The sequence below is a fragment of the Streptomyces sp. NPDC051664 genome (assembly GCF_044453545.1).
GTDB lineage: Bacteria > Actinomycetota > Actinomycetes > Streptomycetales > Streptomycetaceae > Streptomyces.
Window position 1 is genome coordinate 33,732 of record NZ_JBITCU010000033.1, and the last position, 25,800, is coordinate 59,531.

Consider the following 25,800-nt stretch of genomic DNA (forward strand, 5'->3'; position numbering starts at 1 on the left):
CCCCGTGTCACTTGGCGCACACTGCCTTGTCGGCGTTTGCCAGCGGTATGTCGTCCGGCACCTTTGCCGGTCCGGTGACGGGCACACCTGCGCCCTTGAAGTCCGCACCCAGGGTCAGGACCATCGCCTGGAGCCCCTCGGCGTCCGTGGTGCCCATCTTCAGGGCCGAGCCGGGCAGCCCCATCATCGCGGCGAGTGCCCGGGCCTGGTCGGCCTGGTTCGGTGCGTACTCGAGCGTCGTCTTGGAGATCTTCTCCGGGGCGTTGGCCTTGTTCGTCGACTTGAGTACGCCTTGCTCGTTCTGCAGCCAGGTGACCGTCTCCTGGGCGGCGCCCGCCCGGTCGCCACCGTTGAGGACATCGACCCGTACGTCGGTGGCAGCGGCCTTGGTGCCCTTGAGCAGCGCGTCCTGCTTGCTCTGGGCGGCCTTCTTCTGCTTCTTCACCTCGGTCAGCGAGGTGTCCTCGCGCATCATCTGGAACAGCGGGTCGGACTTGGCCTTGTTGAGCACCACCGTCGCATGGACCTTCTCGGCCGGGTTGTCTATCACCGGGGCCGTTACGAAGGTGATGTTCTTCGTGTCGATCTTGCCGAGTTCCTTGGCGAGCGAGGTCAGCTTCTTTATCGAGCCGATGCCCTTGTCGACCGTCAGCGCCTTGGTCGCCGCGTCCGCCAGGCTGTACATCTTCGTCGGACTGCTCAGCGTGTCGTCCGACTTCATCTGCCGGATCATCGAGCCGATGAACTGCTGCTGGACCTTGATCCGGTCCAGGTCGCTCTGATTGCCGAAGCTGTGCCGGGTCCGCACGAACGCCAGCGCGTCCTCGCCCTGGATCTTGCTCTCGCCCGCCGGGAGATCGAGGTGCGAGTCGGGGTCCTTGACCGGGTGGGCCAGACACACCTTGACGCCGCCGACCGCCGTGGTCAGTTCCTTGACCGCGTTGAAGTCGACCATCATGAAGTGGTCGGGCTTCACGCCGGTAATCTCCTCGACCGTACGCATGGTGCAGCCCGGGTCGCGGCCTTCCTGACCGAGGCTGACGTTGAACCGGATGTTCTGGGTGCCCGGGATGACCTTGTCCGAACCGTCCGGCTGCCTGGTGGTGCAGTCCGGGATGTCGGTGATCAGGTCGCGGGGGATGCTCAGCGCCGTGGCGTTGGTCCGGTCCTTGGACACGTGGAAGAGGATGTTGGTGTCGGCGTGGCCGGGGCTGCTCTTGTCGCCGTACCCCTCATTGCCCTTACCGGTCCGCTTGTCGGTGCCGATGACCAATATGTTGAGGGGCGCGTTGGCGGTGATGACGTCCTTGTTGCCGGCGTCGCCGATGTCCACGGAGTTCAGGTTGCCGTTGAAGTGCTGGTACAGCGCGTACCCGCCCACCGACAGGCCGACCAGCACGAAGGCCATCACGCCGCCCGTCCAGAGCAGCGCCTTCTTGCGGCGGGCCTTCGGCTGCTTGCGCTTGCGCCGACCGGCGGAGTCGGGACCGGAACCCTCCTGACCGCGCGGGCCATTGGCACGGCGACCACGCTGCGCGGGCACCGGCCCCCGGCCCTCGCCGTTCCGTCCACCGCTTCTGCGCTCGCCGCCGCCCTCATGCGCCGTGCCTCTGCGCCCGGAACCACGCGGGCCCGACGCACTCGGCGTGCGGTGTGAATCCCCTCCGGATTGGGGCAGTCGCAATTCGTAATCGCCGGTCTGCGGGTTGAGGACCCACTGGTCTGCGGGGTCGATTTCGTCCGCCCGCCCACGGCTTTGCGCATCCACGGTTGTTTGAGTCCTCCGTCGGTGCCACGCGAGGCGCCATCCCCCGAGAGGCGCTCGATCTTTCGCTCCAGCAGTGCGCGACCTGACGGTCGGAAGCACCGGATCGCGTCACACTATCCGCCCGGTTCGGTGTCAAGCGACGAGCGTGACACATTCCACGGCCCTTACAACCGGTCATACTGCTCATTACGCTCCGATTGTCGGTGCCTACTTGGGAATTGCTTTACTGCTTGCACAGGTCGGTGGCCGCATTGCTGCCTGAATAGGTCGGTGTGGGCGTCGGACTCATGGAGTCCGCGCTGTCCGAATTCTTGCCCTTTTTGTGTTTCAGGTCATCCGCCGGGACCACTGCGACAGGGGTGTCCTCGCGCAGCCGCTTGAAGAGCTTGTTGGCCTCGGGCTGGACAAGTTCGTCCCGGTTCGGGTCGGCAGCGTACGGCTGTCGAGGAACTGTCAGGAATTGCACCTTTTTGGTCGGTACGTTGCGCATGCCGCGCACCAGCTCGTACAGGTCCTTGAGGCTGTCCAGGCCCGGGTCCGTGGTCAGCGACTTGGTGGCCGCGTCCAGTACCGGATAGAGCCGGGTCGGGTTGAGCAGGACACCGTTGCTCTGCATCTTGTTCACCAGGGCGCCGAGGAATCTCTGCTGGCGTTCCATCCGGTCGGTGTCGCTGCCGTTGCCGATGGATTTGCGGGCCCGTACGTACCCCAGTGCCTCCTCGCCGTCGAGTTTCTGGCGTCCCGCGCGGAGCTTCAGGTGCGCGTCCGAGTCGTCGATCGGCTCCTTGAGGCAGATCTCGACGCCGTGCACCGCGTCGACCATGTCCTTGAAGCCGTTGAAGTCGACGACCATGTGGTGGTCGATGCGAATGCCCGTCATCCGCTCGACCGTGCGGATCGTGCAGGCGGTGCCGCCGAATTGGAAGGCCCAGTTGAATTGGGCGAATTGTTTCCTGGTGGGCTTTCCGTCCGCTTGGTGGCAACTGGGGATTTCCGCCATCAGGTCGCGCGGGATGGACATGGCCGTGGCGCTCTTCCGGTCCGCGGCGAGGTGCAGCAGGATCGTGGTGTCGGAGCGCTGGCTGCTGCCGTAGGAGCGGCCGTACTTGCGGTTGTCGCCGGTGCGGCTGTCGGAACCGATGAGCAGGATGTTCTCCGCGTCGTGCACGACGGACACGGGGCGTTCCTTTTCGTACACCCGCAGTTCGGCGGCCGCGGACGTATCGGTCCTGATGTTGCTGTCGAGCTTCCTGTACAGCCACCAGCCGCCGCCCGCGGCGACCAGGACGAAGAGTGACGTGGCGAGCGCAGCCCAACGCAGCCAGCGGTGTCTGCGCTCGGCGGGGACGTCCGGGTCGAGTGGCTCCTCAGGGCGGCCTTCGCCTTCCGGCCCGTCCTGAGAGCTGCCGTCGCCCCGAGAGCCGCCCTCGCCCTGAGACTCGTCCCTGTCCTGCGACTCGTCGCTGTGCCCGTCCTGGTCCGCGGCCGAGCGGTCGGGGTCGGCCGGCGTGCCGGCGCTTTCGGTCACGTCTGCGTCCATCCTTCACGTTCGGCGGCGCGCTGGGCCGCCGGTTGCAGGAGTAGACGGCTGAACCTCACGCTTGGTTGTGCCCAGGGATTCGTCTTGACCGGGCCGGGCTCGCGGGGCCCGGCCCGGTCAAGACGGAAGACCCCAGGGCCTGAGTGGTCTGTACCGCCGATGATGTACCGGAGTTGATGCGCAGGTCCGGGGGCTCGGCCCGCTGTGGGCCGGACGAGTGGCCGTCAGCGGGCTTGTCACACCGCGGTGTTGGTGACTCGCTCGCTCTCGACGCGCTTGGCGAGTCCGCCCTCGTCCAGCTGCCCCAGATGTCGGCACAGGACCACGGAGCCGCCGGCGGCCAGCGGGGCGAAGAGCCCGGCGCTGAGTCCGTCCCAGCTGTCGTACGTGCGCCCCGTCAGCAGTCGCGATCCGGGCGTCAGCCCCAGCTCCACGGCGTCCTCGCGGGCGCGCGCGACCAGTTGCGCCGCCGTCAGCCCGAGCCCGCCGACGGTCAGCGCGGGCGCGTCCGGGTCCACCGGCGCGTACGGCGCGAACCGGTCGCCCTGGCTCGGCACCTCCACGGCATAGTCCGCGAACCCTTCGGGGGGCTGCGGGAACCGGCCGCCCAGCGGGCGCAGGGCCAGAGCGATCCGTTCGCCGCGGCAGGCGCGTGCGGCGTCCAGCGTGTCCGGACCGGTGACGACGAGGTCGGCGGCGGCGGGGTCGCCCTGCACATCGGCGACGACGCCGACCGAGGAGCAGGCGAGCAGCCAGACCGCGGACTGCCAGTGCGCGGGGAGCAGGAGGGCGAGCCGGTCCCCGGGTTCCGCGGCCAGGTCTCCCTGCAGCAGGTTGGCGGTCTTGGCCACCCAATTGGCGAAGGTGGCCACCGACAGTTCGACCCGTTCTCCGGTGGCGTCGTCGTAGAAAGTGACCATGGGGCGGGCCGGGTCCGCGGCGAGCGCGGAACGCAGCAGGTCGGCAGGGGTGCGGTCGCTGGCGTTCATCCGCGCAAGGGTACGCGGCGGTGCCGGGCGGGGCCTGATGCCACAGGCATCGGGTACACCGGTTCGGCAGACGGCCCGTCAATTGTCCTGAGATACCCCGGTAGCCGTCGTTGTCGCATTGTGGTCAATATCATTCGTATGCGTGCCTTCATCACATCTGCCATTGGTGTCACCTGTTCGGCAGTCCTTGTGCTGCCGAACGCCGCGCCCGCGGGCGCCGCCCCCGACACCTCCGCCACCGCAGCGACCGAGGCCGCCGATCCCGCGGAAGTGCCCGGGTCGACGCAGTCCCTGCCGCTGTCGCCACTGCCCGACGCGTCCACGCGGGCGACCGACGCCCCCAGCGGCACCGCCGAGGCCAATGCCGTACAAGGTCTGTCTCGACGCGACGTCCACCCCTTCTCATTGGTCGGCGTCGTCTGGGACGACGCCGACGTCGAACTCCACGGCGCCGTCGAGGTCCGCACCCGCGCCATCGGCTCCGATCGCTGGTCCGACTGGCAGGACCTGGAGACCCACAATGCCGAGCACGCCGCCGACCCCGGGACAGCCGAGCGTGACTCCGGGACCGTCCGCGGCTCCACCGCTCCGCTCTGGGTCGGCAACTGCGACGGCGTCGAGGTCCGGGTCATCCCGGAGGTGCCCGACGCCCATGACCGGGCCACCGCCCGCGTACCGCTGCCCGAAGGCCTGCGGCTCGAACTCGTCGACCCCGGCGAGGACCCGCAGCAGTCGCCCGTGGCAGGCACCGACGAAGGCGACTTCGAAGCCGCAGGTGCCGAGTTCGCGGGCGTCGGGTCCGGCAGCGGCCTCGCGACATCTCTCCAGGCGTCCCTTCAGGGATCCGCCCGGACATCTCTCCAGGCATCCGGCCAAGGCCGCGTCCTGCCCGCACTGAGCAAGGCGCAGACCGAGACGGAGAGCGAGGCCGAGGCCGGTGTCGCGCCGGGCAGCAAGCCGTACATCGGCCCCCGCCCGACCATCATCACCCGCAAGGGCTGGGGAGCCGACGAGAAGCTCCGCGAGAAAGCCTTCGCGTACACGAAGAGCGTCAAGGCGGCTTTCATCCACCACAGCGCCACGGGCAACAAGTACACGTGCTCCCAGGCGCCGTCGGTCCTTCGTGGTATCTACCGCTACCACGTCAAGAGCAGTGGCTGGCGCGACCTCGGCTACAACTTCGCCGTCGACAAGTGCGGAAACATCTACGAAGGACGTGCCGGGGGCGTGACGAAGGCGGTCCAGGGCGCGCACACTCTCGGTTTCAACACCGACAGCATGGGAATTGCCGTGCTCGGCACCTTCACCACGTCCGACCCGCCCGCCGCCGCGGTGAACGCCGTCGCGAAGCTCACCGCCTGGAAACTCGGCCTGTTCGGCGCCAACCCGAGCTCCAGGACCACCCTCGTGTCGGGCGGCGGAAACCGGTTCAAGAAGGGAACAAAGGTCAAACTCAACGTCATCTCCGGACATCGGGACGGCTTCGTAACCGAATGCCCTGGAACCCGTCTCTACAAGAAGCTCGGCTCGACCCGGACCAGCTCTGCCCACCTGCAAGGCCGCTGACGGCCCGTGCGGCTCCGGCGGGGCCCCGGACGGCCGGGCCGCCGACCGGGGGAGATCCGACCGGTCTGCTTACACTGGCCAGCCGAAACCAGGCCAGGCCCCAGCAGGAAGCAGAGACAGTGCTGTGACAGAGGCAAAAGAAGCGATTCTCCTGGTCGGTGGCAAAGGCACTCGACTGCGCCCGCTCACGGTGCACACTCCGAAGCCGATGGTTCCGGCGGCCGGCGTCCCGTTCCTGACGCACCAACTGGCGCGGGCGAGGGCCGCCGGGGTCGAGCACATCGTCCTCGCCACGTCGTACCTGGCGGAGGTCTTCGAGCCGCACTTCGGCGACGGTTCGTCACTCGGCCTCCACATCGAGTACGTCACCGAACGCGAACCGCTCGGCACCGGCGGGGCCATCCGCAATGTGGCGTCCCGCCTCGTCTCCGGACCGGACGAACCCGTCCTCATCTTCAACGGCGACATCCTCACCGGCCTCGACATCCGGGCGCTGGTCACCTCGCACGCCACGTCCGGAGCGGACGTCTCGCTGCACCTCACCCGGGTCGAGGACCCGCGTGCCTTCGGCCTCGTACCGACGGACGACACCGGCAGGGTCACCGCGTTCCTGGAGAAGCCGCAGACGCCCGAAGAGATCGTCACCGACCAGATCAACGCGGGGGCGTACATCTTCCGCCGGTCGGTCATCGACACCATCCCGGCCGACCGCCCGGTCTCCGTGGAGCGCGAGACCTTCCCCGGACTGCTCGCCTCCGGTGCACATCTCCAGGGCATGGTCGACTCCACGTACTGGCTGGACCTCGGCACCCCGCAGGCGTTCGTACGCGGCTCCGCAGACCTGGTCCTCGGCCGCGCCCCGTCCCCGGCCGTCCCCGGACGGTGCGGCGACCGGCTCGTCCTGCCGACGGCCTCCGTCGCACCCGACGCCAAACTCAGCGGCGGTACGGTCATCGGCGAAGGCGCCCTGATCGGCGCGGGCGTCCGGATCGACGGCTCCGCGGTGCTGGCCGGCGCGGTCGTCGAACCCGGCGCCGTGATCACGGACTCCCTGGTCGGAGCCGGTGCCAGGATAGGCAGCCGTACGGTGCTGGCCGGCGCGGTCGTCGGCGACGGCGCACAGGTCGGCGCCGACAACGAACTGCGCGACGGCGTGCGCATCTGGTGCGGGGCGACTCTGCCCGACGCGTCCGTGCGCTTCTCGTCGGACGAATGACGGGCCCCCGCGGCGCGTACGCTCAGTAGGTATCCCCGACGACCGAGGACCTCACCCGTGGCAGGACGATTCGCCCCCCGCAGCGCCCCGAGCAGGTCCGTCCCGCGCCAGGCCGCAGCGGACGACGCGCCGCAGGCACCGGGGGCATTGCACCGACCGGAGGCACAACAGGCACCCGGGGCACAGCAGGCACCCGAGGCACTGACCCGGGAGTGGACCCCACCCGGACCGCTCGACCTGCGCCTCGTCCTCGCCCCACTGCGCCGCGGCCCCGCCGATCCGACGTTCCGTATCGACCGGGACGGCTCGGTCTGGCGTGCCACCCGTACCCCGGCCGGCCCCGGCGCGCTGCACATCACCGACCGGGGCGGCCGGATCGGGGCGACGGCCTGGGGTCCCGGCGCCTCATGGCTCCTGGATCAGCTCCCGACCCTGCTCGGTGCGGAGGACGAACCGGAGGCATTCCGTCCGCGCCACCGTCTGGTCGCCGCGGCCCAGCACCGCCGCCCCGGGCTGCGGCTGCTGCGCACCGGCCTGGTGCTGGAGTCGCTGATCCCGTCGATCCTGGAACAGAAGGTCACCACCGACGAGGCCTACCGCGCCTGGCGCCTTCTGGTCCGGACCTACGGCACCCCGGCCCCCGGCCCTGCGGCCACTCTGTTCACCACGCACGGCCTGCATGTGATGCCGGACCCGCGCACCTGGTCGCTGATCCCGTCCTGGGAATGGCACCGCGCGGGCGTCGACTCAAAACGATCGGCCACGATCCTGCGCGCGGTACGCGTGGCCCGACGGCTGGAGGAAGCGGCCACGATGCCCCTCCCGGAGGCCGCCGCCCGGCTCGAACTGATCCCCGGTATCGGCCCCTGGACCTCCGCGGAAACGCTCCAACGAGCCAACGGCGCCGCCGACGCGGTCACGGTGGGCGACCTCCACCTCCCCGGCATCATCGGCCACGCCCTGGCAGGCAACAGGAACGCCGACGACGAGGAAATGCTGACCCTGCTCGCCCCCTACGAGGGCCAACGCCATCGGGCCACCCGCCTGATCCTGCTCTCGGGCCACACCCCACCGCGCCGAGCCCCCCGCATGACAAGGGGCGACATCGCCCGCCTGTAGGCCCGAGGCCTCAAGCACAGCCGGCAAAATCAAGCCCGTCCGGCGATTGAGGACGCACCGCGGCCGGAGGTCGCGAAACCGGGGTCCCGGGGCCGGCCCCGGTCTCGGGAAGGGGCGGGTCGGGGAGGGAAGCCACCCCGCACCCCTCACCGCACCGCGACAAACGCCGCCACATCCCGATCGCCCCGCTCCCGCGGCACCCCCGCAGCCCTCCCCACGGCCACCGCTCCCAGCGGATCCCACTCCGGCGGCAGATCCAGCACCTCACGCACCACGTCCCGGCAGAACATCGTCGACGAGACCCACGCCGACCCGAGCTGCTCACCGGCCAGCGCCACCAGGAAATTCTGGACGCCCGCCCCCGCCGCGACCACGAACATCTCGCGCTCCGCGGCATCCCGCCGCGCGTCCCCGTACGTGTGGGAGCCGTCCATCACCATGCACGGCACCGCCAGATACGGCGCCCGGCGCAGCACGTCGCCCCGCCGCACCCGTTTGGCGATCGACTCCTCGCTCTTGCCGTCACGCCGCAGGTCCGCGATCCACGCATCCCGCATCGCGTCGAGCAGCCGCGTCCGCGACTCCTCGGACTCCAGGAGTACGAACCGCCACGGTGTCGTGTGATGCGGCGCCGGAGCCGTCACCGCCGCGGCCACGGCGCGGCGTACCGCCCCCGGGTCCACGGGCTCGTCCGTGAACTCCCGCACCGTACGCCGCAGGGTCACCGCTTCCCGTACCGCTTCGGACGTCCCGAGCCGGAACATGTCATCGGCCGCGACCCGCACCAGCGCCCGAGCTCCCGGCTCGACGTCACCGCCATCGGCACCGCGCCCGGACACCTCCGCCCCGCCCCCTGTGTCCACAGCATGCGAAAGCCCCCGCACCACCGCGACCGGCAGCCCCTCGGCCTTGCCCTTGACCAGGTCACCGGCCGAGGCCAATTCATCGGCGGTGGCCACGACGGTCGCGCTCAGCGGGTTGCCGTAGGCGTCCGTCCCGCCCCGCAGATCGTCCAGCACCCGCACCCCGGCCGCCCCGATCGCGACATCGGTCAGTCCGTTGCGCCACGGCCGCCCGAAGGTGTCCGTGACGACGACCCCGACCTCGACGCCGAGCGTGTCCCGCAGCCCGTCGCGGATCGTCCGGGCCGACGCGTCCGGATCCTCGGGCAGCAGCAGCACCGTCCCGGCGGGGGTGTTCGAGGCATCGACCCCGGCAGCGGCCATGACGAGTCCCTGCCGGTTCTCGACGATCCGCAGCGTGCCGCGGCGGGCCACCACCCGTACCGTCTCGGCGTCGATCGCCGCCTCCCGGTCCGCCGCCTCGACGATCCGGCCCTCCGCCTTGGAGACGATCTTCGAGGTGACAAGGAGGATGTCGCCGTCCACCAGCCCCGGTTCGGTGGCGGCGATCAGCTTCGCGAGGTTGTCCCCGGCCCGCACCTCCGGCATCCCGGGCAGCGCCCACACCCGGTACGAGGGTGCCTCGCCGGAGGCAGCGCCGCCGCTCACGCCCGTACCTCCTCGGCCAGCGCCAGCGCCTGACGCGCCATCTCGGCGGTCACGTCCACATCCGTCATCATCAGCGGCACGGCGCGGCAGCGGATGCCCGCTGCCTCCACATCCTCGACCGCCCCGGCGTCCACCGTGTCGACGAGCCAGCCGTCGAGCAGCCCGGAACCGTAGTGCTGGGCGACGGCCGCCGCCGTCGACTCGACGCCCACCGCGGCGAGCACCTTGTCCGCCATGCCCCGCACCGGCGCGTCCCCGACGATGGGGGAGAGACCGACGACCGGCACCCCGGCCTCGGCGATGGCCTCCCGGATCCCGGGCACGGCGAGGATGGTCCCCACCGACACGACAGGGTTGGACGGCGGGAAGAGGATGACGTCGGCCTCGGCGATGGCTTCCAGCACACCGGGCGCCGGCTTGGCCAGATCCGCGCCGACCGGCACGATCGCACGGGCCTCGACGGAGGCGCGCAGCTTCACCCAGTACTCCTGGAAGTGGATCGCCCGGCTCTCGCCGTCCACCTCGATCGCGACATGCGTCTCGACCCGGTCGTCGGACATCGGCAGCAGCCGGACTCCCGGCTTCCAGCGTGAGCAGAGTGCCTCGGTGACGGCGCTGAGCGGATAGCCCGCGCCCAGCATCTGCGTACGGACGATGTGTGTCGCGAAGTCACGGTCGCCGAGCCCGAACCACTCGGGTCCCACGCCGTACGCCGCGAGTTCCTCCTTGACCTGGAAGCTCTCGTCGGTACGCCCCCAGCCCTGCTCCTCGTTGATGCCACCGCCGAGGGTGTACATCACGGTGTCGAGGTCGGGGCAGACCTTCAGCCCGAACAGATGGATGTCGTCACCGGTATTGCCGATCACCGTGATGTCCGCGTCGGGCGCGGCCTGCTTGAGGCCACGCAGAAAACGAGCACCACCGATACCACCGGCCAGAACCACAATGCGCATGCACAACAGTCTGTCAGGCGAAGCCTGATCCTTGGCGGGGTGGTGGGGTGGTGGGGTGGTGGGGTGGTGGGGTGGTGGTGGGTGGCGGGTGGGCTGTCAGGCGGGTACGACGTCGGCGGCCGTCGGGGCGCACTGCGCCGTGTGCATCGGCATCTCGGTCAGACCCGGGTAGTAGATGTGCAGGCTGACGGCCGGTTCGAGGGAGTCGTTGACCACTTCGTGGACATATCCGGGTGCGAAGACGCGCTGCACGCCGGAGCCCAGCGACCGGCTGCCGCGCTCCGTGCGCTCGGTCAACTCGCCTTCCAGAACGGTCAGTACGCCGGATGACAGCCCGTGGTCGTGCATCCCGCTGCCCTGGCCGGGGACCCAGCTGAGCAGCCACACCTCGTAGCCGAGTGGGGTCTCCCCTGCTCGAGCGGAGCCGAGAGCTTGAGGAACGGCGCGGAGCCGGTGGTACCAGCGGGTGGTCGCGTCGTACTGGACGAGCGGTGCCCACTGCTCACGGTCGGCGGCGATGGTGCGGGCGAGTCCGACGAACTCGGCCACCGTGGACGGGTGCTTGCGTGCGGGCTGGAGGAGGTGCTGAACCTCGAGGATGTCGCCGGCGATCTGGAGGTCGCTGTCGCTGTTCATGGGTGCGGTGGTTCCTCGGCAAGGGAGTGCGGGCAGAAGTGCGGACGCAGATGCGGGGGTGTCGCGTGGACCGGAGGCCGTGGAGGCCGAGCGGCCGCCGGGCCGGAGAAGCGGCTTGGCGGAGCGGAACCGGAGAGGCCGGGGTCCGGGGGTGGGCCGTGACTAGCTGGAGCGCGAGGGCTTCGACAGCGGGGACGGCATCAACAGCTGAGACAGCTGGAACAGCAACAGCGAGCCTGGACAGCGGTACGGAACCCACGGACGTGGGTGGTGCGCATCGCTGAGTTTGCTGGCATGGCATCAAGGAGAACCGAGCAAAGCTCCCACTGTCAACTCAATGACCGATTTGGCGGCAATGTTTCACCTCATCCGGTTACTCCAGTCGGAGAAAGGTTTGTGCAGTCGTTGTAACGGAGATGTGGCGCAACAACCGCACCCTTAAACGTCGCAGCGGTCTCGTGACCCGACTGTGATCTTGATCGCTTCGGTGATCAAATCGAAACATGACCGTCCTCTTGGGCGTCTCACTCTGTGGCGGACGGGGGCGTGGCGGAGCCTGTGGCATATGTCAGGTTTTTGGTTATTTGCACACTTACTGCATAGGCTTGGTTCCGCAGAGTGAATACCGGGCCCAATAGCAGATCTCCGCTTGACTGGCCTGGATCCACACACTTGTAATTTCACTCGTGTCGTTCGGCCGATTCGATAACGGCTGCATCACGGGGACGCAAGAGACAGACGAGGGGCGCACATGACCGAGCTGTTCCAGCAACTGCTGGTCGAGGACGCGGACGAGGAACTCGGCTGGCAGGAGCGCGCACTGTGCGCCCAGACCGATCCCGAGTCCTTCTTCCCCGAGAAGGGCGGATCGACCCGCGAGGCAAAGAAGGTATGCCTCGCCTGTGAAGTCCGGTCCGAATGCCTTGAGTACGCCCTTTCCAATGATGAACGTTTCGGTATCTGGGGCGGCCTTTCCGAGCGGGAACGGCGACGGCTGAAGAAGGCCGCGGTCTGACCGCGAAGCACACAGGACCACGCAGCCGACCGGGCCGCGGAGCCCGCGAAGCCGCGACGTCCACGAGCCGCGACGTCCACGAAGGCGCGACGTCCACGAAGCCCGCAGTGCAACCGGCCGTCGGACCGGAGCCGCATGGCCGCCGGAGCGCCACCGACCACGCTCCGGACCACCCTCTCCGCGCTGCCCGCACAACGCTGCGGCCCCCGACCGCCATGGCCCGTCGCCTGCACCCTGCCCGCAGGCGACGGGTCATTGTCATGTCCACGGACCGTCGTGCGGCCGGTCCGCCGCCGTCCTCGTTCAACCGCTCCGCGTCGCCCCGGCTATCCGTACCGTTAGTGTGGGGCTCCGTCCGAGACGCGCCAACGCCCCGACAGAGCGCGCGTGTACACCGATGCAGCCCCCGGGGGGACGCCCCCCGGACCCGGCCGGAGGGCCCGTACCTCGATGTCCGTGCACAGCCAATCGACGGCGCCGTACGCGGCCGCCGCCGCCCCAGAGTTCCCCCGGCATGTCGTCACCGCCGTGCTCGTCTCCCATGACGGCGCACGCTGGCTGCCCGATGTGCTCGCCGGGCTGCTCGGGCAGGAACGCCCCGTACAGCACGTCGTCGCCGCCGACACCGGCAGCGCCGACGACTCCGCGCGCCTGGTCACCGACGCGCTCGGTGCCGAGCGCGTCCTGCACCTCGCACGCCGTACGAGCTTCGGCACGGCCGTCGACGAGGCGGTGCGCACGGCCGGTGAGCTCACCCCGGACGACCTGCCGTATCTGAAGCGTCCCAGCGGCTGGGACCCGGTCACCAGAAGCTGGCGCGACGACACGTACGACCTGCCCGAACTGCCGCACGGCGAACCGGTGCAGTGGCTGTGGTTGCTCCACGACGACTGTGCGCCCGAGCCCGACGCGCTCGCCGAGCTGCTCCGCGTCGTCGACACCGACCCGCACGCCGCGATCGTCGGCCCCAAGCTCCGCGGCTGGTACGACCGCAAGCAGCTCCTCGAAGTCGGCGTCTCCATCGCCAACAGCGGGCGCCGCTGGACCGGACTCGACCGGCGCGAACAGGACCAGGGCCAGCACGACCAGGTCCGTACCGTGCTGTCCGTCTCCTCCGCCGGCATGCTGATCCGTCGTGACCTCTGGGAGGAGCTCGGCGGGTTCGACCGCAGACTCCCGCTGATGCGTGACGACGTCGACCTCTGCTGGCGCGCGCATGCCGCCGGGTACCGGGTGCTCGTCGCCCCCGACGCCATCCTGCGGCATGCCGAGGCCTCCGCCAGGGAACGCCGGCCCATTGACTGCGCGGGCCGCTTCGTCGCCTCCCCGCACCGGGTCGACAAGGCCGGTGCCGTCTACACGATGCTCGTCAACGCCCGCGGCAAGATGCTGCCGTGGGTGCTGCTCAGGCTCGTCCTCGGCACCCTGGTGCGTACCCTCGCCTATCTCGTCGGCAAGGTCCCCGGCCAGGCGCTCGACGAGGTCGCCGGACTCTTCGGCACTCTGCTGCGACCCGGCAGGATCTTCGCGGCCCGGCGCAGACGCGGCAAGGGAGTGGTGGACGCGGCGGAACTGCGCGGGCTGTTCCCGCCGCCCGGCGCGACCGTCCGTGCCACCTTCGAACAGGTCGCCGGAAACATCGGCAGCGGGTCCGAAGCCGACTCGGGCGGCTCACGGCACGGCGCCGTCGAGTCCGGACCGGGCGGTGACGACGCCGACTTCCTGGAGATCGAGCAGTTCGCACGGCTCAAGCGGATCGGCCGCAAGCCCGGCCCGGTGCTCTTCGCCGTCCTGCTCCTCGTCTCGCTCGTCGCCTGCCGCGGCCTGCTCGGTGGCGGGGCACTGGCGGGCGGCGCGCTGCTGCCCGCGCCCGCCGACGTCTCCGACCTGTGGGGGCGGTACGCGGACGGCTGGCACCCGGTCGGCACCGGCGGCACCCAGACCGCACCGCCGTACCTCGCCGTGATCTCCGCCCTGTCCGCGCTGTTCCTCGGCTCGACCGGCTTCGCGCTCACTCTGCTGCTGGTCTGCTCGGTTCCGCTCGCCGGACTCACCGCGTACTTCGTCTCCCGCCCGCTGCTCGAATCGCGGCTCCTGCGGGCCTGGGCGAGCATCGCGTACGCCTTCCTGCCCGCCGCGACCGGCGCCCTCGCGACCGGCCGCCTCGGCACCGCCGTACTGGCGATCCTGCTGCCGCTCATCGCCCGCACCGCCGTCTCCGCGTACGGGATGCACGGCAGCGGGGACACCCGTGGCAGCTGGCGTGCCACCTGGGCGTACACCCTGCTCCTCACCCTGGCGATGGCCTTCACGCCCGTCGTCTGGCCGCTGGCCGTGGTCCTCGGCATCGGTGTCCTCGCCCTGCGCCGCCACGACGTCGCCGCGTACGGACTCCGCCTCCTCGCCACGATCGGCACCCCGCTGCTCGTCCTCGCGCCGTGGTCGCTGTCGCTGCTGGGCAACCCCTCGTCGTTCCTGAAGGAAGCGGGCCTGGAGTTCGGTACGGGCTCGGCCTCCGCACTCGATCTGCTCGGGATCAGCCCCGGTGGCCCGAATGCCACGGGCGGCGTGCTGCTGCTCGGCATCGTGCTCGCGGCACTGGCCGCGCTGCTGCGCGGGGAGCGGCAGTTCGCGGTGCGCGCCGCCTGGGCCGTCGCGCTCGTCGCCCTGGTCTTCGCCGGGCTCACCAACGGCTCCGGCTGGGCCGGACCCGCCACCCTCGTCTACGGCATCGCGCTGATCGCGGCCGCGCTCGTCGGTGCGGACGGCGCGCGGGTGCGCGTCGCGGAGCTCAGCTTCGGCTGGCGCCAGCCCGTTGCCGCGCTGATCGTCGTCGCCGCGGTCCTGGCCCCCGCGGTGGCCGCCGTCGGCTGGATGATCGGCGGCGCCGCGGGTCCGCTGGAGCGCCGGGACCCGGTGCAGGTGCCCGCGTTCGTCGCGGAGGAGAGCAGCACCCGTGACCAGCCGCGGACCTTGGTGCTCGGCGGAAGTTCGCCGGCCTCCGTCTCGTACACCCTGGTCCGCGGATCCGGTGCGCGGCTGGGCGACGCCGAGCTGGCCGTGTCGGGCGGCAGTAACAGCCGGCTCGACAAGGTCGTCGCCAACCTGGTCGCGGGCTCCGGCGCCGACCAGGGCAGCCAGCTCAGCGGGTTCGCGATCCGTTACGTACTGGTACGGGACGGCGCACCGCGCGAGATGAGCCGAGTGCTCGACGCGACCCCGGGGCTGAGCCGGCTGAGCCAGCTGGACGGCAGCGCCCTGTGGCGCGTCGACCGCCAGATCGCCCGGATCGTGATCGTTCCGTCCGGCGCCGGCGGCGAACAGCTGCCCGTCGGTTCCCAGCCCGTCGAGGCACACTCCAAGATCCCGGCGGGAGCCTCCGGCCGGGTGCTGCGGATCGCCGACACGGCGGACTCCGGCTGGCACGCCACGCTCAATGGCCGGACGCTGACCGGCAGGACCGTCGACGGCTGGGCGCAGGGCTTCGAGCTCCCCGCCGAGGGCGGCAGGCTGGACCTCACGCACGACACGCCGCTCACCCACACCGCATGGATCTGGGCCCAGGCTGCGCTCGGCGTGGTCCTGCTGGTCCTGGCCCTGCCGGGCCGCCGCCGGGAGATCGACGACGACCTGCCCGAGGAGTCCGCGACGGTTCCGGCCGAGCCGGTCGCGGGCGAGGGACGCCGGGCCCGCAGGCTGCGCGCGGCCGCGCAGGCGGAGGCGGCGGCCGAGGACGGCGACTACGACGGCGATGACTACGGCGACGGCGGGGAGCGGCCGGCGGAAGCGACGGGTGAATACATCCCCGCACAGCAGACGACCGACCCGTACGCGCAGCAGCCGGAAGGGATCGACGCCTACGGCCACCGGCACCAGGCCCCCGATCCTTACGACCCGCAGGGCGACGGCCAGTACGCGCCGCAGGGCGAGGACGGCCGGTATGCGTCCGTTCCGCAGCAGCACCAGTACGGCGAGTGGGACGCGCAGCAGTACCAGGGCGGCGAGTACGCGCAGTACCAGGGCGAGCAGCAGCCCGACGCCGATCCGTACCAGCAGGGCGCCGCCCAGGCGTACGACCCGTACGGCTACCCGCAGCAGCAGTACGACCAGGGCCGGTACGACCCGAACCAGGGCGGCCAGTACGACCAGGGTCAGTACAGCCAGTACGAGCAGGGCGCGTACGACCCGCAGGCGCCGTACAGCCCGCAGGCCCCGTACGACCCGCAGCACCCCGACGAGAACCCCGCCCCGGCCCAGAACCCGTGGCCGACCGGTAACGCATCGCGAGGCGAGTCCGAGTGAAGTCCACCAACCTGTCCCTCATCGCGGGCACCGTAGCCCTCGCCGCCGTCACCGGCTTCGCCGCGCTCTCCGCGCCCGGTGACGCGGGCGCCACGGGGGCGGCGGCCGCCGCGCGGCTGCCCGTGGAGCGGTCCAGCCTGCTCTGCCCGGTACCCGGCCTCTCGGAGCTCGCGGAGACGGCATACACGTCCTTCACCCCGGCGTCCGCGGGCGGCGGCGAGGCGGGCACCGCGGAACTCAAGCCGTCCGTGCCCACCAACGCGGACGGGGGCGACGGGACCACCGCCAAGAAGGACACGAAGAAGAAGGCCGCGGACTCCGACAAGCCGGTCGTCTCCCTCAAGGAGCCCGGCAAACCGGCCACCGCAGAAGCGTCCGGCTCCGACGCCCCCGCCCTGGTCGGAACCGCCACCGGCAAGCTGGCCCCCGGCTGGACCACCCAGCAGACCACCACGGTCAGCACGGGCGCCTCCCGCGGCCTGCTCGGGCTCAGCTGCACCGGACCCGACACGGACTTCTGGTTCCCGGCCGCCAGTACGGCGAAGTCCCGCGAGGACTACGTCCATCTCACCAACCCGGACGACACCGCCGCCGTCGCCGACATCGAGCTGTACGGGCCGGACGGCTCGCTCAAGTCCGATGTGGGCGAGGGCATCACGGTCCCCGCCAGATCCAGCGTCCCGGTCCTGATCTCCACCCTGACCAGCGAGGCCGCCGACGATGTGACGATCCACGTCACCACCCGTACCGGACGCGTCGGAGCCGTCGTGAGGGCGGCGGACGGCGTGACGGGCAGCGACTGGCTCACCGCCTCCGTCGACCCGACGGGCACCCTGGTCCTCCCCGGCATCCCGGCGGACGCCACCTCCGTACGGCTGGTGGCCTTCGCCCCGGGCGAGGAGGACGCCGACCTGAAGGTGAAACTGCTGGGCAAGACCGGCGCGTTCTCGCCTGCCGGGCACGAGGATCTCCACATCAAGTCCAACATGACCGCGGGTATCGACCTGAAGGACATCACCAGGGGTGAAGCGGGCTCCCTGCTGCTGACCCCGGCAGAGAGCGGACAGGCCACCCCGGTGGTGGCCGCGCTGCGTGTGGTCCGCGGCACCGGTGACAAGCAGGAGGTCGCGTACATCCCGGCGACCGGACCGGTGGGCGCGCGGGCCACGGTGGCCGGCAACCGGGCGAAGGGGTCGGTCCTCTCTCTCACCGCTCCGGGCGCCACCGGTACGGTGAAGGTCACGGCGTCCGCGGGCAGCGGAGGCGGCGAACAGACCGTCAAGACGTACACGGTGAAGGGCGGTACGACGCTCGCGGTCACCCCGCAGGTGCCGGCCGGGCTCAAGGGAAGCTACGCGCTGACCGTCGAGACGGAGTCGGGCGGCCCGGTGCACGCCGCCCGCACGCTCACTCTTCCGGAGGACGGCATCCCGATGTTCACGGTGCAGACGCTGCCGGACGACGGCGGAACGGTCGAGGTGCCGACGGCGGAGCAGGACCTCTCGGTCCTGGACGACTGAGCAACCGGTACGGGGCGGCGCCGAACGCAGCGCCGCCCCGTACCGCACTCACACCCTTCAGGGAGTTCCCGGCGGATCCGTGGCCGGGGCCGCGCGTGATCCGTCGGACACCCGCGAGCCCAGCCTGATCGAAACGGGAGGCCCTAGTCCTGGCCGTACCGCGGATCCACCGACTCGGGCGACAGCCCGAGCAGCTCCGCGACCTGCTCCACCACGACCTCGTGCACCAGCAGCGCACGCTCGTCGCGGTTCTTGGTCCGGATCTCGACGGGGCGCCGGTAGACGACGATCTGAGCGGGCCGGTCCTTCGCCGCGGCCACCGCATGCCCCAGCGGCACGGTCTCTTCGTGCGTCCCCGGTACATCGAGGACCATGAAGTCGACATCGGCCAGCTGGGGCCAGCGGCGCTCCAGCCGCTCCACCGAATCCTGTACGAGATCACGGAAGGTCTCCGCCCTGCTGACCGAGAGCGGCACCTGGGGCGGAGCCACCGGCCCACGCATGCCGCGGCCGTGGCGGTCACGACGGCGCGGACGCGGTTCGGATCGCGGCTCGGACGGGTGGGGCGGCGGTACAGGACTGTCCATCACCGACGCAGCGTAACTCCCGGCGGGGCAGTGGGATCGCCGCTCACCGGCAGGGCAGCGGCATGTCCACTGTTGAACATTCCGGCCAACGTTGAGCCCGTTTCAGGCCCTGTCCGCGATCGCTGATCTCTTACGTAATGACAGCTTTTGTATCGAGTGGTAACCGGAATCGTTGCCGTTGCGACCTGCGGTTCTCTCTTCCGGTGCAGGTCAGGGTAGTTGCCCGAAAGGCGGTTGTGCCGGAGGTCACAGTGCGACACGGTGGGGTGACCTGAGGGAGAGTCGTCGCAGCCCGCTCAAGAGTGCGGTACCGTCCAACATCGTGAGCCCTGTACGTCGCTGTTCGCGCACCGCGTGCGGCCGCCCTGCCGTCGCGACACTGACGTACGTCTATGCCGACTCGACTGCGGTCCTCGGCCCGCTCGCCACCTATGCCGAGCCCCACTGCTACGACCTCTGTGCCGAGCACGGTGAGCGGCTGACCGCGCCGCGCGGCTGGGAAGTGGTCCGGCTCTCCGACCCCTCCGCGCCCACCCGCCCCAGCGGTGACGACCTCGAAGCGCTCGCCAATGCCGTACGGGAAGCGGCGCGTCCGCACGAGCGCGCAGCCGAGACCAGAGGCGGCGGCCCGCACGCCGCGGACCCGATGGAGGTCGCGCGCCGCGGCCATCTTCGGGTGCTGCGCTCGCCGGATTCCTGACCACGGCGTGCTGCTCGGCGTCCTCCGCCCATGATTTCCCGTTACAAGTTTTCGCGCACGGGCCATTGACCAAATCTTGTCGTGGACACGACTATTCCCCCACCCGTGAGAAATGGTTTTCCGCATCACGGAATCCGGGGAGGTCTGTGTGTTTGTCCAGCAACTCGAGCCCATAGCCGATTCGCTCGCCCTGTCCGCTCTGGTCGCGACGCTTCCCCTGGTCACCGTGCTGGTGCTGCTCGGGGTGGTCCGGATGCGGGCACACCGCGCCGGACTCATCGGCCTCGTCGTCGCGGTCGCCGTCAGCTCGCTCGCGTACGGCATGCCTCTCGGGCAGACCCTCTCCGCAGGCGCTCAGGGCGTGCTCTTCGGCCTCTTCCCCATCATGTGGATCGTCGTCAACGCCCTCTGGGTGTACCGGATGACCGTGCGTACCCAGCACTTCGACATCCTCCGCCGCTCCTTCGGCCGGCTTTCGGACGACCCTCGCATCCAGGCGCTGGTCATCGCCTTCTGTTTCGGCGCGCTCCTCGAAGCCCTCGCCGGATTCGGCGCGCCCGTCGCGATCTCCTCCGTGATGCTGGTGGCGCTCGGCTTCGACCCGGTGAAGGCGGCCGTCGTCTCGCTCGTGGCCAACACCGCACCGGTCGCGTTCGGCGCCATGGGCACCCCGGTGGTGACGCTCGCCCAGATCACCGGGCTGCCGCTGGACGACGTGGCCTCCGTCGTGGGTCGCCAGACCCCACTGCTGGCCCTCCTCGTACCCCTGATTCTGGTCTTCCTGGTGGATGGAAGGCGCGGGCTGCGCGAGACCTGGCTGCCCGCACTCGTCTGCGGAATCGCCTTCGCCGGTGCCCAGTTCGCCGCCTCCAACTACGTTTCCGCCCAGCTCGCGGACATCGCTGCCGCGCTCGTGGGCGCGGCAGCGCTGATGGCCGTCCCCGGGGCACGCAGGCCGGCCGAGGAACCGGTGCGTGCGGCAGTCCTGACAGGCGTACGGAGCGGGGACCTCGATCACGGGGACCCGCGCCGCGAAGTGCTGCGTGCCTACGTCCCGTATGCCCTCATCGTCGTCGTCTTCTCCGTCGCCCAGATCCCGCCGGTCAAGGAGGTGCTGGCCGAGGCGACCCGGGTCTTCGACTGGCCCCTTCTCGACGTCGCGAACCCGGCGGGCAAACCGGTCGGCGCCAACCTCTTCACGCTCCCGGTCATCGCCACGGGCGGCACCCTCGTCCTGCTGGCCGGCCTGGTCGCCACCGTCGCACTCGGCGTACGACCCCGGGACGCGGCGCGCGAGTGGGCGGGCACGGTGTATGAACTGCGGTACGCGATCCTCACCGTGACCTCCGTACTGGCACTCGCGTACGTCATGAACCTCTCCGGGCAGGCTGCCACGATCGGCCAGTTCGTGGCAGCTGCGGGCGCCGGGCTGGCCTTTCTCTCGCCGGTGCTCGGCTGGTTCGGCGTCGCGGTCTCCGGTTCCGACACCTCCGCGAACGCACTCTTCGGCGCACTCCAGGTCTCGGCGGCACGCGAATCGGGTCTCTCGCCGGAGCTGCTCGCCGCGGCGAACAGCTCCGGCGGGGTGCTCGGCAAGATGATCTCCCCGCAGAACCTGACGATCGCGTGTGCGGCAGTCGGGCTGGCCGGGCGCGAGGGGGACCTGCTGCGCAAGGTGCTGCCGTGGAGCCTGGGACTGCTGCTGGTGATGTGCCTGATCGTGCTGGCGCAGAGCACGACGGTGCTGGGCTGGATGCTCCCTTGAGCACAGGACCAGGTCCGGCCACCGATTGACGACCGAGCAGTGACCGGACGCCCCCGGTCATCGTGGGCACAGCCGGGCAACCGCACAGCCGCGCCACTGCGCCATCGCTCAGCCACAAGACCCCACGGCCTGCCCAGAAGGCCGCCGGGTAGTTTGGGCGGTCCGCAGAAACCTCAGGAGGACCGGCCCGTGGCTGCTGATCTGTCGCAGATCGTCAAGGCGTACGACGTGCGCGGAGTCGTGCCCGACCAGTGGGACGAATCGCTGGCCGAGCAGTTCGGGGCGGCGTTCGTCCAGGTGACGGACGCCGAAGCGATCGTGATCGGCCACGACATGCGGCCTTCGTCGCCCGGCCTCTCCGCGGCTTTCGCGCGCGGTGCGGCGGCGCGCGGTGCGGACGTCACCCTCATCGGTCTCTGCTCGACCGACCAGCTGTACTTCGCCTCCGGCAGCCTCGGCCTGCCCGGTGCGATGTTCACGGCCTCGCACAACCCGGCGCAGTACAACGGCATCAAACTGTGCCGGGCCGGCGCCGCGCCGGTCGGCCAGGACACCGGGCTCTCCGAGATCCGCGCCCTGATCGAGAAGTGGGCCGAGCAGGGCGTACCGCAGCCGGCCGCCACCCCCGGTACCGTCACCGAGCGCGACACCCTCACCGACTACGCGGCCCACCTGAGGTCCCTGGTCGACCTGACGGCCATCCGCCCGCTGAAGGTCGTGGTCGACGCGGGCAACGGCATGGGCGGCCACACCGTCCCCACCGTCCTCGAAGGGCTCCCGCTCGACGTCGTCCCCATGTACTTCGAGCTGGACGGCACGTTCCCCAACCACGAGGCCAACCCCCTCGACCCGAAGAACCTCGTCGACCTCCAGGCCCGAGTCCTGGCCGAGGGCGCCGACCTGGGCCTCGCCTTCGACGGTGACGCGGACCGCTGCTTCGTCGTCGACGAACGCGGCGCGGGCGTCTCCCCGTCCGCCATCACCGCCCTGGTCGCGACCCGCGAACTCGCTCGCAACGGCGGCAAGGGCACCGTCATCCACAACCTGATCACGTCCTGGTCGGTCCCCGAGGTCGTCCGCGAACACGGCGGCACCCCGGTCCGTACCCGTGTCGGCCACTCCTTCATCAAGGCGGAGATGGCCGCGCACGGCGCGATCTTCGGCGGCGAACACTCCGCGCACTACTACTTCCGCGACTTCTGGAACGCCGATACGGGCATGCTCGCCGCCCTCCACGTCCTGGCCGCCCTCGGCGGCCAGCCGGGCACGCTGTCGGAACTGGTCGCACAGTACGACCGCTACACCGGCTCCGGCGAGATCAACTCCACGGTCGACGACCAGCCGGGCCGCACAGCGGCGGTGCGCGCCGCCTTCGAGACCCGCGACCACATCACGCTCGACGAACTCGACGGCCTGACGGTCACGGCACCGGACTGGTGGTTCAACCTCCGCGCCTCCAACACGGAACCGCTGCTGCGCCTGAACGTGGAAGCACGGGACGAAGAGACGATGACGGCGGTACGCGACGAAGTCCTGACCTTGGTCCGCAGCCAGGCAGCGTCAAACGACCCCGATGTGTGAGGGCACCACCTGACAGAGCGCCCGACGGGCCCCTCCGGGGCCGCGGGCAGCCCCGGCCCGCCCGGCCGTTCGAGGGAATGCTTCCAGCCCGTCCGGCGCTCGAGGACCGGGGTTTCCGGGGGGAGTCCCGGTTCCGGGAAGGGGCGGGCAGGGGAACCGCCGGCCGCAGGTGCCCCCACCCGCACCCGCAGGGCGACCGCACCACCCCCGGCCAGGCCGCGCCCCCGCCACCCCGGCGGTAGGCTGACGTCGCCCGATCCGCGCGAATCCGAACCCTCTGTTCGAATGCTTGAAGGGACTCACCCCATGCCGCTCGAAGCCGGCCTCCTGGAGATCCTCGCCTGCCCGGCCTGCCACTCCCCGCTCGACGACCGGTCGGCAGCCGACAGCCCCGAGCTGGTCTGCACCGGCAGGGACTGCGGCCTGGCCTACCCGGTACGGGACGGCATCCCCGTACTCCTGGTCGACGAGGCCCGCCGCCCCGCGTAGCGCGAGGCACGGGAGCGCCGCCGCCCACCGGGCCGGGCGCCCCCACCCCCGTACACCCGCAGCCCGCACGGTGATCAGCACGTGATCGGAGGCCCGTCCCCATGCTCGACGAGTCGTTGCTCGACGCCCCGGAAGCCCTGGCCCGAGCCGACCGCCGCGGTCTGCTCCGCGGCGCCGCCGAGGCCGGGGCGCGCGTCCGTACCGCCGCCCGGCACGCGGCGGAGGCCGGGATCACCGACCTGGCCCCGGAGGGCCGCCCGCGGGCCGTCCTGGTCGCAGGCTCCGGCACCGCCGCATCCGGCGTCGCCGACCTGATCGGCGCGCTGGCCGGAGCGTCCGCACCCGTCACCTGTATCCGCCCCACGGGTGTCGCACCCGCCGCGGGCGCCATGCGCTGGACGCTCCCCGGCTGGGCCGGCTCCGTCGACCTGCTGCTCATCGTCACGGCGGACGGCTCCGAACCGGGCCTCGCCCTGCTCGCCGAACAGGCCTACCGGCGCGGCTGCACGGTCGTCGCCGTCGCCCCCCGGCAGTCCCCGCTGCGTGAAGCGGTCGACGGGGTGCACGGCCTCGTCGTACCGATGGCGTCCGCCCCGCACGGCGAGTACGACGCCGAGACGTCGGCCGCCGGCCCCGGCACTCTCTGGGCCCTGTTCACGCCGCTCCTCGCACTGCTCGACCGGGTCGGCCTGATCACCGCACCCGCCGAGACGCTCCAGAGCGTCGCCGACCGCCTGGACCGCACCGCGGAGCGCTGTGGCCCGGCCATCGCCACGTACAGCAACCCGGCCAAGACGCTCGCCGCCGAGCTCGCCGACAGCCTGCCGCTCGTATGGACGGAAGGCGATGCCGCGGGGCCGGTCGGGCGCCGGTTCGCCGCTGTCCTCGCCGAGTTGTCTGGTCGCCCGGCCCTCGCCGCCGAACTCCCCGAGGCCCTCCCCGCCCATGGGGCGCTGCTGGCGGGCACCTTCGCTGCCGGGGCCGACCCCGACGACTTCTTCCGCGACCGGGTCGACGAGGCGGAGCCCCTGCACGCCCGGGTCGTCCTGCTCCGCGACCGGCCCGCCGGCGGTCTGAGCGCCGCCCCCGCCGCCCGCGAACTGGCCATCGGCCACGACACGGCGGTCAGTGAACTCGAACCGGACGAGGGCAGCGAACTCGAAGCCCTCGCCGAGCTCCTCGCGGTCACCGATTTCGCCGCCGTCTACCTGGCACTGGCCTCGGCAGCCCACGCCTGATCGCACCGCACGCCCGTACCGGGCACAACCACCGCACCGAGCACAGCCCCACCGCATCGCACGACCACCGCACGACCACCACACCGCACGATCCGCGCATCTCACGAGGACGAACTCTCCATGGACCGGCTCTCCAACACCGTGCGCCCTTACGCCTGGGGCTCCACCACCGCCATTCCCGAGCTGCTCGGCGTCGCCCCCACCGGCGAACCGCAAGCCGAAATGTGGATGGGCGCCCACCCCGGAGCCCCTTCCCGCCTCACCCGCATATCCAGCACCTCGGAAGCCCCCACCGAGCAGCCCCTCACCGACATCATCGCCGCCGACCCGGAGCGCGAGCTGGGCCCGGCCGCCGTCGAGAAGTTCGGCCCCCGCCTCCCCTTCCTGCTCAAGCTGCTCGCCGCAGGCGCCCCCCTCTCCCTCCAGGTCCACCCCGACCTCGAGCAGGCCAAGAAGGGGTACGAGGACGAGGAGCGCCGGTCCGTCCCGATCGACGCGCCCCACCGCACGTACAAGGACGCCAACCACAAGCCCGAACTGATCTGCGCGCTCACCCCCTTCGAAGGCCTCTGCGGCTTCCGCAGGCCCACCGAGGCGGCGCAGGCGATGGCGGCACTCGGCGTCGACTCCCTCAAGCCGTACGTCGACCTCCTCGGCGCCCACCCCGAGGAGGCGGCCCTGCGCGAGGTGCTCACGGCGATCCTGACCGCGGACCCCGCCGAGATGGCCGAGACGGTGACCGCCGCGGCCACCGCCGCCGAACGCCTCGGCGGCGCCCACGCCCCGTACGCCCGCATCGCACACCACTTCCCCGGCGACCCGGGCGTCATCGCCGCGATGCTGCTGAACTACGTACAACTCCAGCCCGGCGAGGCCCTGTTCCTCGGCGCGGGCGTCCCGCATGCCTACCTCGGCGGCCTCGGCGTCGAGATCATGGCCAACTCGGACAACGTGCTGCGCTGCGGACTGACGCCCAAGCACATCGACGTCCCCGAACTGCTGCGCATCGTCCGCTTCGAGGCGACCGACCCCGGCATCCTGCGCCCCGAGGCGTCCCCTTCCGGCGAGGAGCTGTACGAGACCCCGGTCGACGAGTTCCGGCTGTCGCGCTTCGACCTCTCGCCCGGCGCCGCCCCCGTCGACCTGACCAGGCCCACCCCGCAGATCCTGCTCTGCACCGCGGGCGCACCTCGCGTCGGCGCCCTCGATCTCACCCCCGGCGCCTCGGTCTTCGTGCCGGCGGACGAAACGGTCGAAGCGTCCGGTACCGGCACTCTGTTCCGCGCCACAGTGGTGGCCTGACGT

19 protein-coding genes are annotated in these 25,800 nt (G+C 70.9%); 12 read left to right on the top strand and 7 right to left on the bottom strand.

Features of this window, described 5'->3' with window-relative positions; genetic code table 11:
• Positions 1-7 precede the first annotated feature (7 nt).
• The 3 genes from ACIA8E_RS35100 to ACIA8E_RS35110 all read right to left on the bottom strand — a co-directional run bounded on the left by ACIA8E_RS35100 (position 8) and on the right by ACIA8E_RS35110 (position 4,297).
• Positions 8-1,768: an LCP family protein gene (locus ACIA8E_RS35100; protein WP_399304389.1), complete on the bottom strand. Its 1,761-nt coding sequence runs from the start codon at positions 1,766-1,768 to the stop codon at positions 8-10.
• A 223-nt stretch (positions 1,769-1,991) separates the two neighbouring features.
• Positions 1,992-3,308 carry an LCP family protein gene (locus ACIA8E_RS35105; RefSeq protein WP_399304391.1) on the bottom strand — a complete coding sequence of 439 codons (1,317 nt, stop codon included), beginning with the start codon at positions 3,306-3,308 and terminating at the stop codon, positions 1,992-1,994.
• Positions 3,309-3,544: 236 nt separating this feature from the next.
• Positions 3,545-4,297, bottom strand: a complete 753-nt coding sequence (locus ACIA8E_RS35110; protein ID WP_399304393.1) for a TIGR03089 family protein — start codon at positions 4,295-4,297, stop codon at positions 3,545-3,547.
• A 138-nt stretch (positions 4,298-4,435) separates the two neighbouring features.
• Here ACIA8E_RS35110 and ACIA8E_RS35115 point away from each other — a divergent pair, with 138 nt between their 5' ends.
• The 3 genes from ACIA8E_RS35115 to ACIA8E_RS35125 all read left to right on the top strand — a co-directional run bounded on the left by ACIA8E_RS35115 (position 4,436) and on the right by ACIA8E_RS35125 (position 8,198).
• Positions 4,436-5,863 (top strand): peptidoglycan recognition protein, encoded by a 1,428-nt coding sequence (locus ACIA8E_RS35115; RefSeq protein ID WP_399304395.1) that lies wholly within the window; start codon positions 4,436-4,438, stop codon positions 5,861-5,863.
• 124 nt (positions 5,864-5,987) lie between these two features.
• Entirely contained in the window at positions 5,988-7,079 is a 1,092-nt protein-coding gene (locus ACIA8E_RS35120; RefSeq protein ID WP_399304397.1) for a sugar phosphate nucleotidyltransferase, read from the top strand.
• 57 nt (positions 7,080-7,136) lie between these two features.
• The gene (locus tag ACIA8E_RS35125; protein ID WP_399304399.1) at positions 7,137-8,198 is read left to right on the top strand and encodes a DNA-3-methyladenine glycosylase family protein; all 1,062 of its coding nucleotides are present in this window, start codon (positions 7,137-7,139) and stop codon (positions 8,196-8,198) included.
• A 146-nt stretch (positions 8,199-8,344) separates the two neighbouring features.
• Here the strand turns inward: ACIA8E_RS35125 and ACIA8E_RS35130 are convergent, their stop codons facing one another.
• The 3 genes from ACIA8E_RS35130 to ACIA8E_RS35140 all read right to left on the bottom strand — a co-directional run bounded on the left by ACIA8E_RS35130 (position 8,345) and on the right by ACIA8E_RS35140 (position 11,298).
• The gene (locus tag ACIA8E_RS35130) at positions 8,345-9,709 is read right to left on the bottom strand and encodes a coenzyme F420-0:L-glutamate ligase (RefSeq protein WP_399304401.1); all 1,365 of its coding nucleotides are present in this window, start codon (positions 9,707-9,709) and stop codon (positions 8,345-8,347) included.
• Complete coding sequence (gene cofD / locus ACIA8E_RS35135) at positions 9,706-10,662, bottom strand: 2-phospho-L-lactate transferase (protein WP_399304403.1); 957 nt, start codon at positions 10,660-10,662, stop codon at positions 9,706-9,708. Before cofD ends, ACIA8E_RS35130 begins: the two co-directional genes overlap by 4 nt.
• A gap of 96 nt (positions 10,663-10,758) precedes the next feature.
• Positions 10,759-11,298, bottom strand: a complete 540-nt coding sequence (locus tag ACIA8E_RS35140; protein ID WP_399304405.1) for a cysteine dioxygenase — start codon at positions 11,296-11,298, stop codon at positions 10,759-10,761.
• 751 nt (positions 11,299-12,049) lie between these two features.
• Here ACIA8E_RS35140 and ACIA8E_RS35145 point away from each other — a divergent pair.
• The 3 genes from ACIA8E_RS35145 to ACIA8E_RS35155 all read left to right on the top strand — a co-directional run bounded on the left by ACIA8E_RS35145 (position 12,050) and on the right by ACIA8E_RS35155 (position 18,135).
• A complete protein-coding gene (locus tag ACIA8E_RS35145) occupies positions 12,050-12,313 on the top strand; it encodes a WhiB family transcriptional regulator (protein WP_030927001.1) in 264 nt (87 codons plus the stop codon).
• Positions 12,314-12,763: 450 nt separating this feature from the next.
• Positions 12,764-16,615, top strand: coding sequence for a glycosyltransferase (locus ACIA8E_RS35150; RefSeq protein ID WP_399304407.1), 3,852 nt, complete (start codon positions 12,764-12,766; stop codon positions 16,613-16,615).
• The gene (locus ACIA8E_RS35155; protein WP_399304409.1) at positions 16,612-18,135 is read left to right on the top strand and encodes a DUF5719 family protein; all 1,524 of its coding nucleotides are present in this window, start codon (positions 16,612-16,614) and stop codon (positions 18,133-18,135) included. The genes ACIA8E_RS35150 and ACIA8E_RS35155 overlap by 4 nt, the downstream gene beginning before the upstream one ends.
• Positions 18,136-18,278: 143 nt before the next feature.
• Here the strand turns inward: ACIA8E_RS35155 and ACIA8E_RS35160 are convergent, their stop codons facing one another.
• Positions 18,279-18,722, bottom strand: coding sequence for a metallopeptidase family protein (locus ACIA8E_RS35160; protein WP_399304411.1), 444 nt, complete (start codon positions 18,720-18,722; stop codon positions 18,279-18,281).
• Positions 18,723-19,044: 322 nt separating this feature from the next.
• On the opposite strand from ACIA8E_RS35160, the gene ACIA8E_RS35165 reads away from it, so the two are divergent.
• The 6 genes from ACIA8E_RS35165 (at position 19,045) to manA (ending at position 25,797) form a co-directional block, all read left to right on the top strand.
• Positions 19,045-19,422 carry a DUF3499 domain-containing protein gene (locus ACIA8E_RS35165; protein ID WP_399304413.1) on the top strand — a complete coding sequence of 126 codons (378 nt, stop codon included), beginning with the start codon at positions 19,045-19,047 and terminating at the stop codon, positions 19,420-19,422.
• A 148-nt stretch (positions 19,423-19,570) separates the two neighbouring features.
• A complete protein-coding gene (locus ACIA8E_RS35170) occupies positions 19,571-21,187 on the top strand; it encodes an L-lactate permease (RefSeq protein WP_399304415.1) in 1,617 nt (538 codons plus the stop codon).
• A 189-nt stretch (positions 21,188-21,376) separates the two neighbouring features.
• The gene (locus ACIA8E_RS35175) at positions 21,377-22,768 is read left to right on the top strand and encodes a phosphomannomutase/phosphoglucomutase (RefSeq protein ID WP_399304417.1); all 1,392 of its coding nucleotides are present in this window, start codon (positions 21,377-21,379) and stop codon (positions 22,766-22,768) included.
• Between the two features lie 306 nt (positions 22,769-23,074).
• Complete coding sequence (locus tag ACIA8E_RS35180) at positions 23,075-23,257, top strand: Trm112 family protein (RefSeq protein WP_399304419.1); 183 nt, start codon at positions 23,075-23,077, stop codon at positions 23,255-23,257.
• A gap of 101 nt (positions 23,258-23,358) precedes the next feature.
• On the top strand, positions 23,359-24,495 hold the full coding sequence (locus ACIA8E_RS35185) for an SIS domain-containing protein (protein WP_399304421.1): 1,137 nt from the start codon (positions 23,359-23,361) through the stop codon (positions 24,493-24,495).
• A gap of 120 nt (positions 24,496-24,615) precedes the next feature.
• Positions 24,616-25,797, top strand: coding sequence for a mannose-6-phosphate isomerase, class I (gene manA, locus ACIA8E_RS35190; protein ID WP_399304423.1), 1,182 nt, complete (start codon positions 24,616-24,618; stop codon positions 25,795-25,797).
• The last annotated feature ends 3 nt before the right edge of the window (positions 25,798-25,800 follow it).

What these genes read in the sequence shown, in the direction of transcription:
- ACIA8E_RS35105 (WP_399304391.1), bottom strand. Translation starts at nt 3,308, where the DNA reads ATGGACGCAGACGTGACCGAAAGCGCCGGCACGCCGGCCGACCCCGAC.
- ACIA8E_RS35110 (WP_399304393.1), bottom strand. Translation starts at nt 4,297, where the DNA reads ATGAACGCCAGCGACCGCACCCCTGCCGACCTGCTGCGTTCCGCGCTC.
- ACIA8E_RS35115 (WP_399304395.1), top strand. Translation starts at nt 4,436, where the DNA reads ATGCGTGCCTTCATCACATCTGCCATTGGTGTCACCTGTTCGGCAGTC.
- cofD (WP_399304403.1), bottom strand. Translation starts at nt 10,662, where the DNA reads ATGCGCATTGTGGTTCTGGCCGGTGGTATCGGTGGTGCTCGTTTTCTG.
- ACIA8E_RS35140 (WP_399304405.1), bottom strand. Translation starts at nt 11,298, where the DNA reads ATGAACAGCGACAGCGACCTCCAGATCGCCGGCGACATCCTCGAGGTT.
- ACIA8E_RS35145 (WP_030927001.1), top strand. Translation starts at nt 12,050, where the DNA reads ATGACCGAGCTGTTCCAGCAACTGCTGGTCGAGGACGCGGACGAGGAA.
- ACIA8E_RS35150 (WP_399304407.1), top strand. Translation starts at nt 12,764, where the DNA reads ATGTCCGTGCACAGCCAATCGACGGCGCCGTACGCGGCCGCCGCCGCC.
- ACIA8E_RS35160 (WP_399304411.1), bottom strand. Translation starts at nt 18,722, where the DNA reads ATGGACAGTCCTGTACCGCCGCCCCACCCGTCCGAGCCGCGATCCGAA.
- ACIA8E_RS35180 (WP_399304419.1), top strand. Translation starts at nt 23,075, where the DNA reads ATGCCGCTCGAAGCCGGCCTCCTGGAGATCCTCGCCTGCCCGGCCTGC.
- ACIA8E_RS35185 (WP_399304421.1), top strand. Translation starts at nt 23,359, where the DNA reads ATGCTCGACGAGTCGTTGCTCGACGCCCCGGAAGCCCTGGCCCGAGCC.
- manA (WP_399304423.1), top strand. Translation starts at nt 24,616, where the DNA reads ATGGACCGGCTCTCCAACACCGTGCGCCCTTACGCCTGGGGCTCCACC.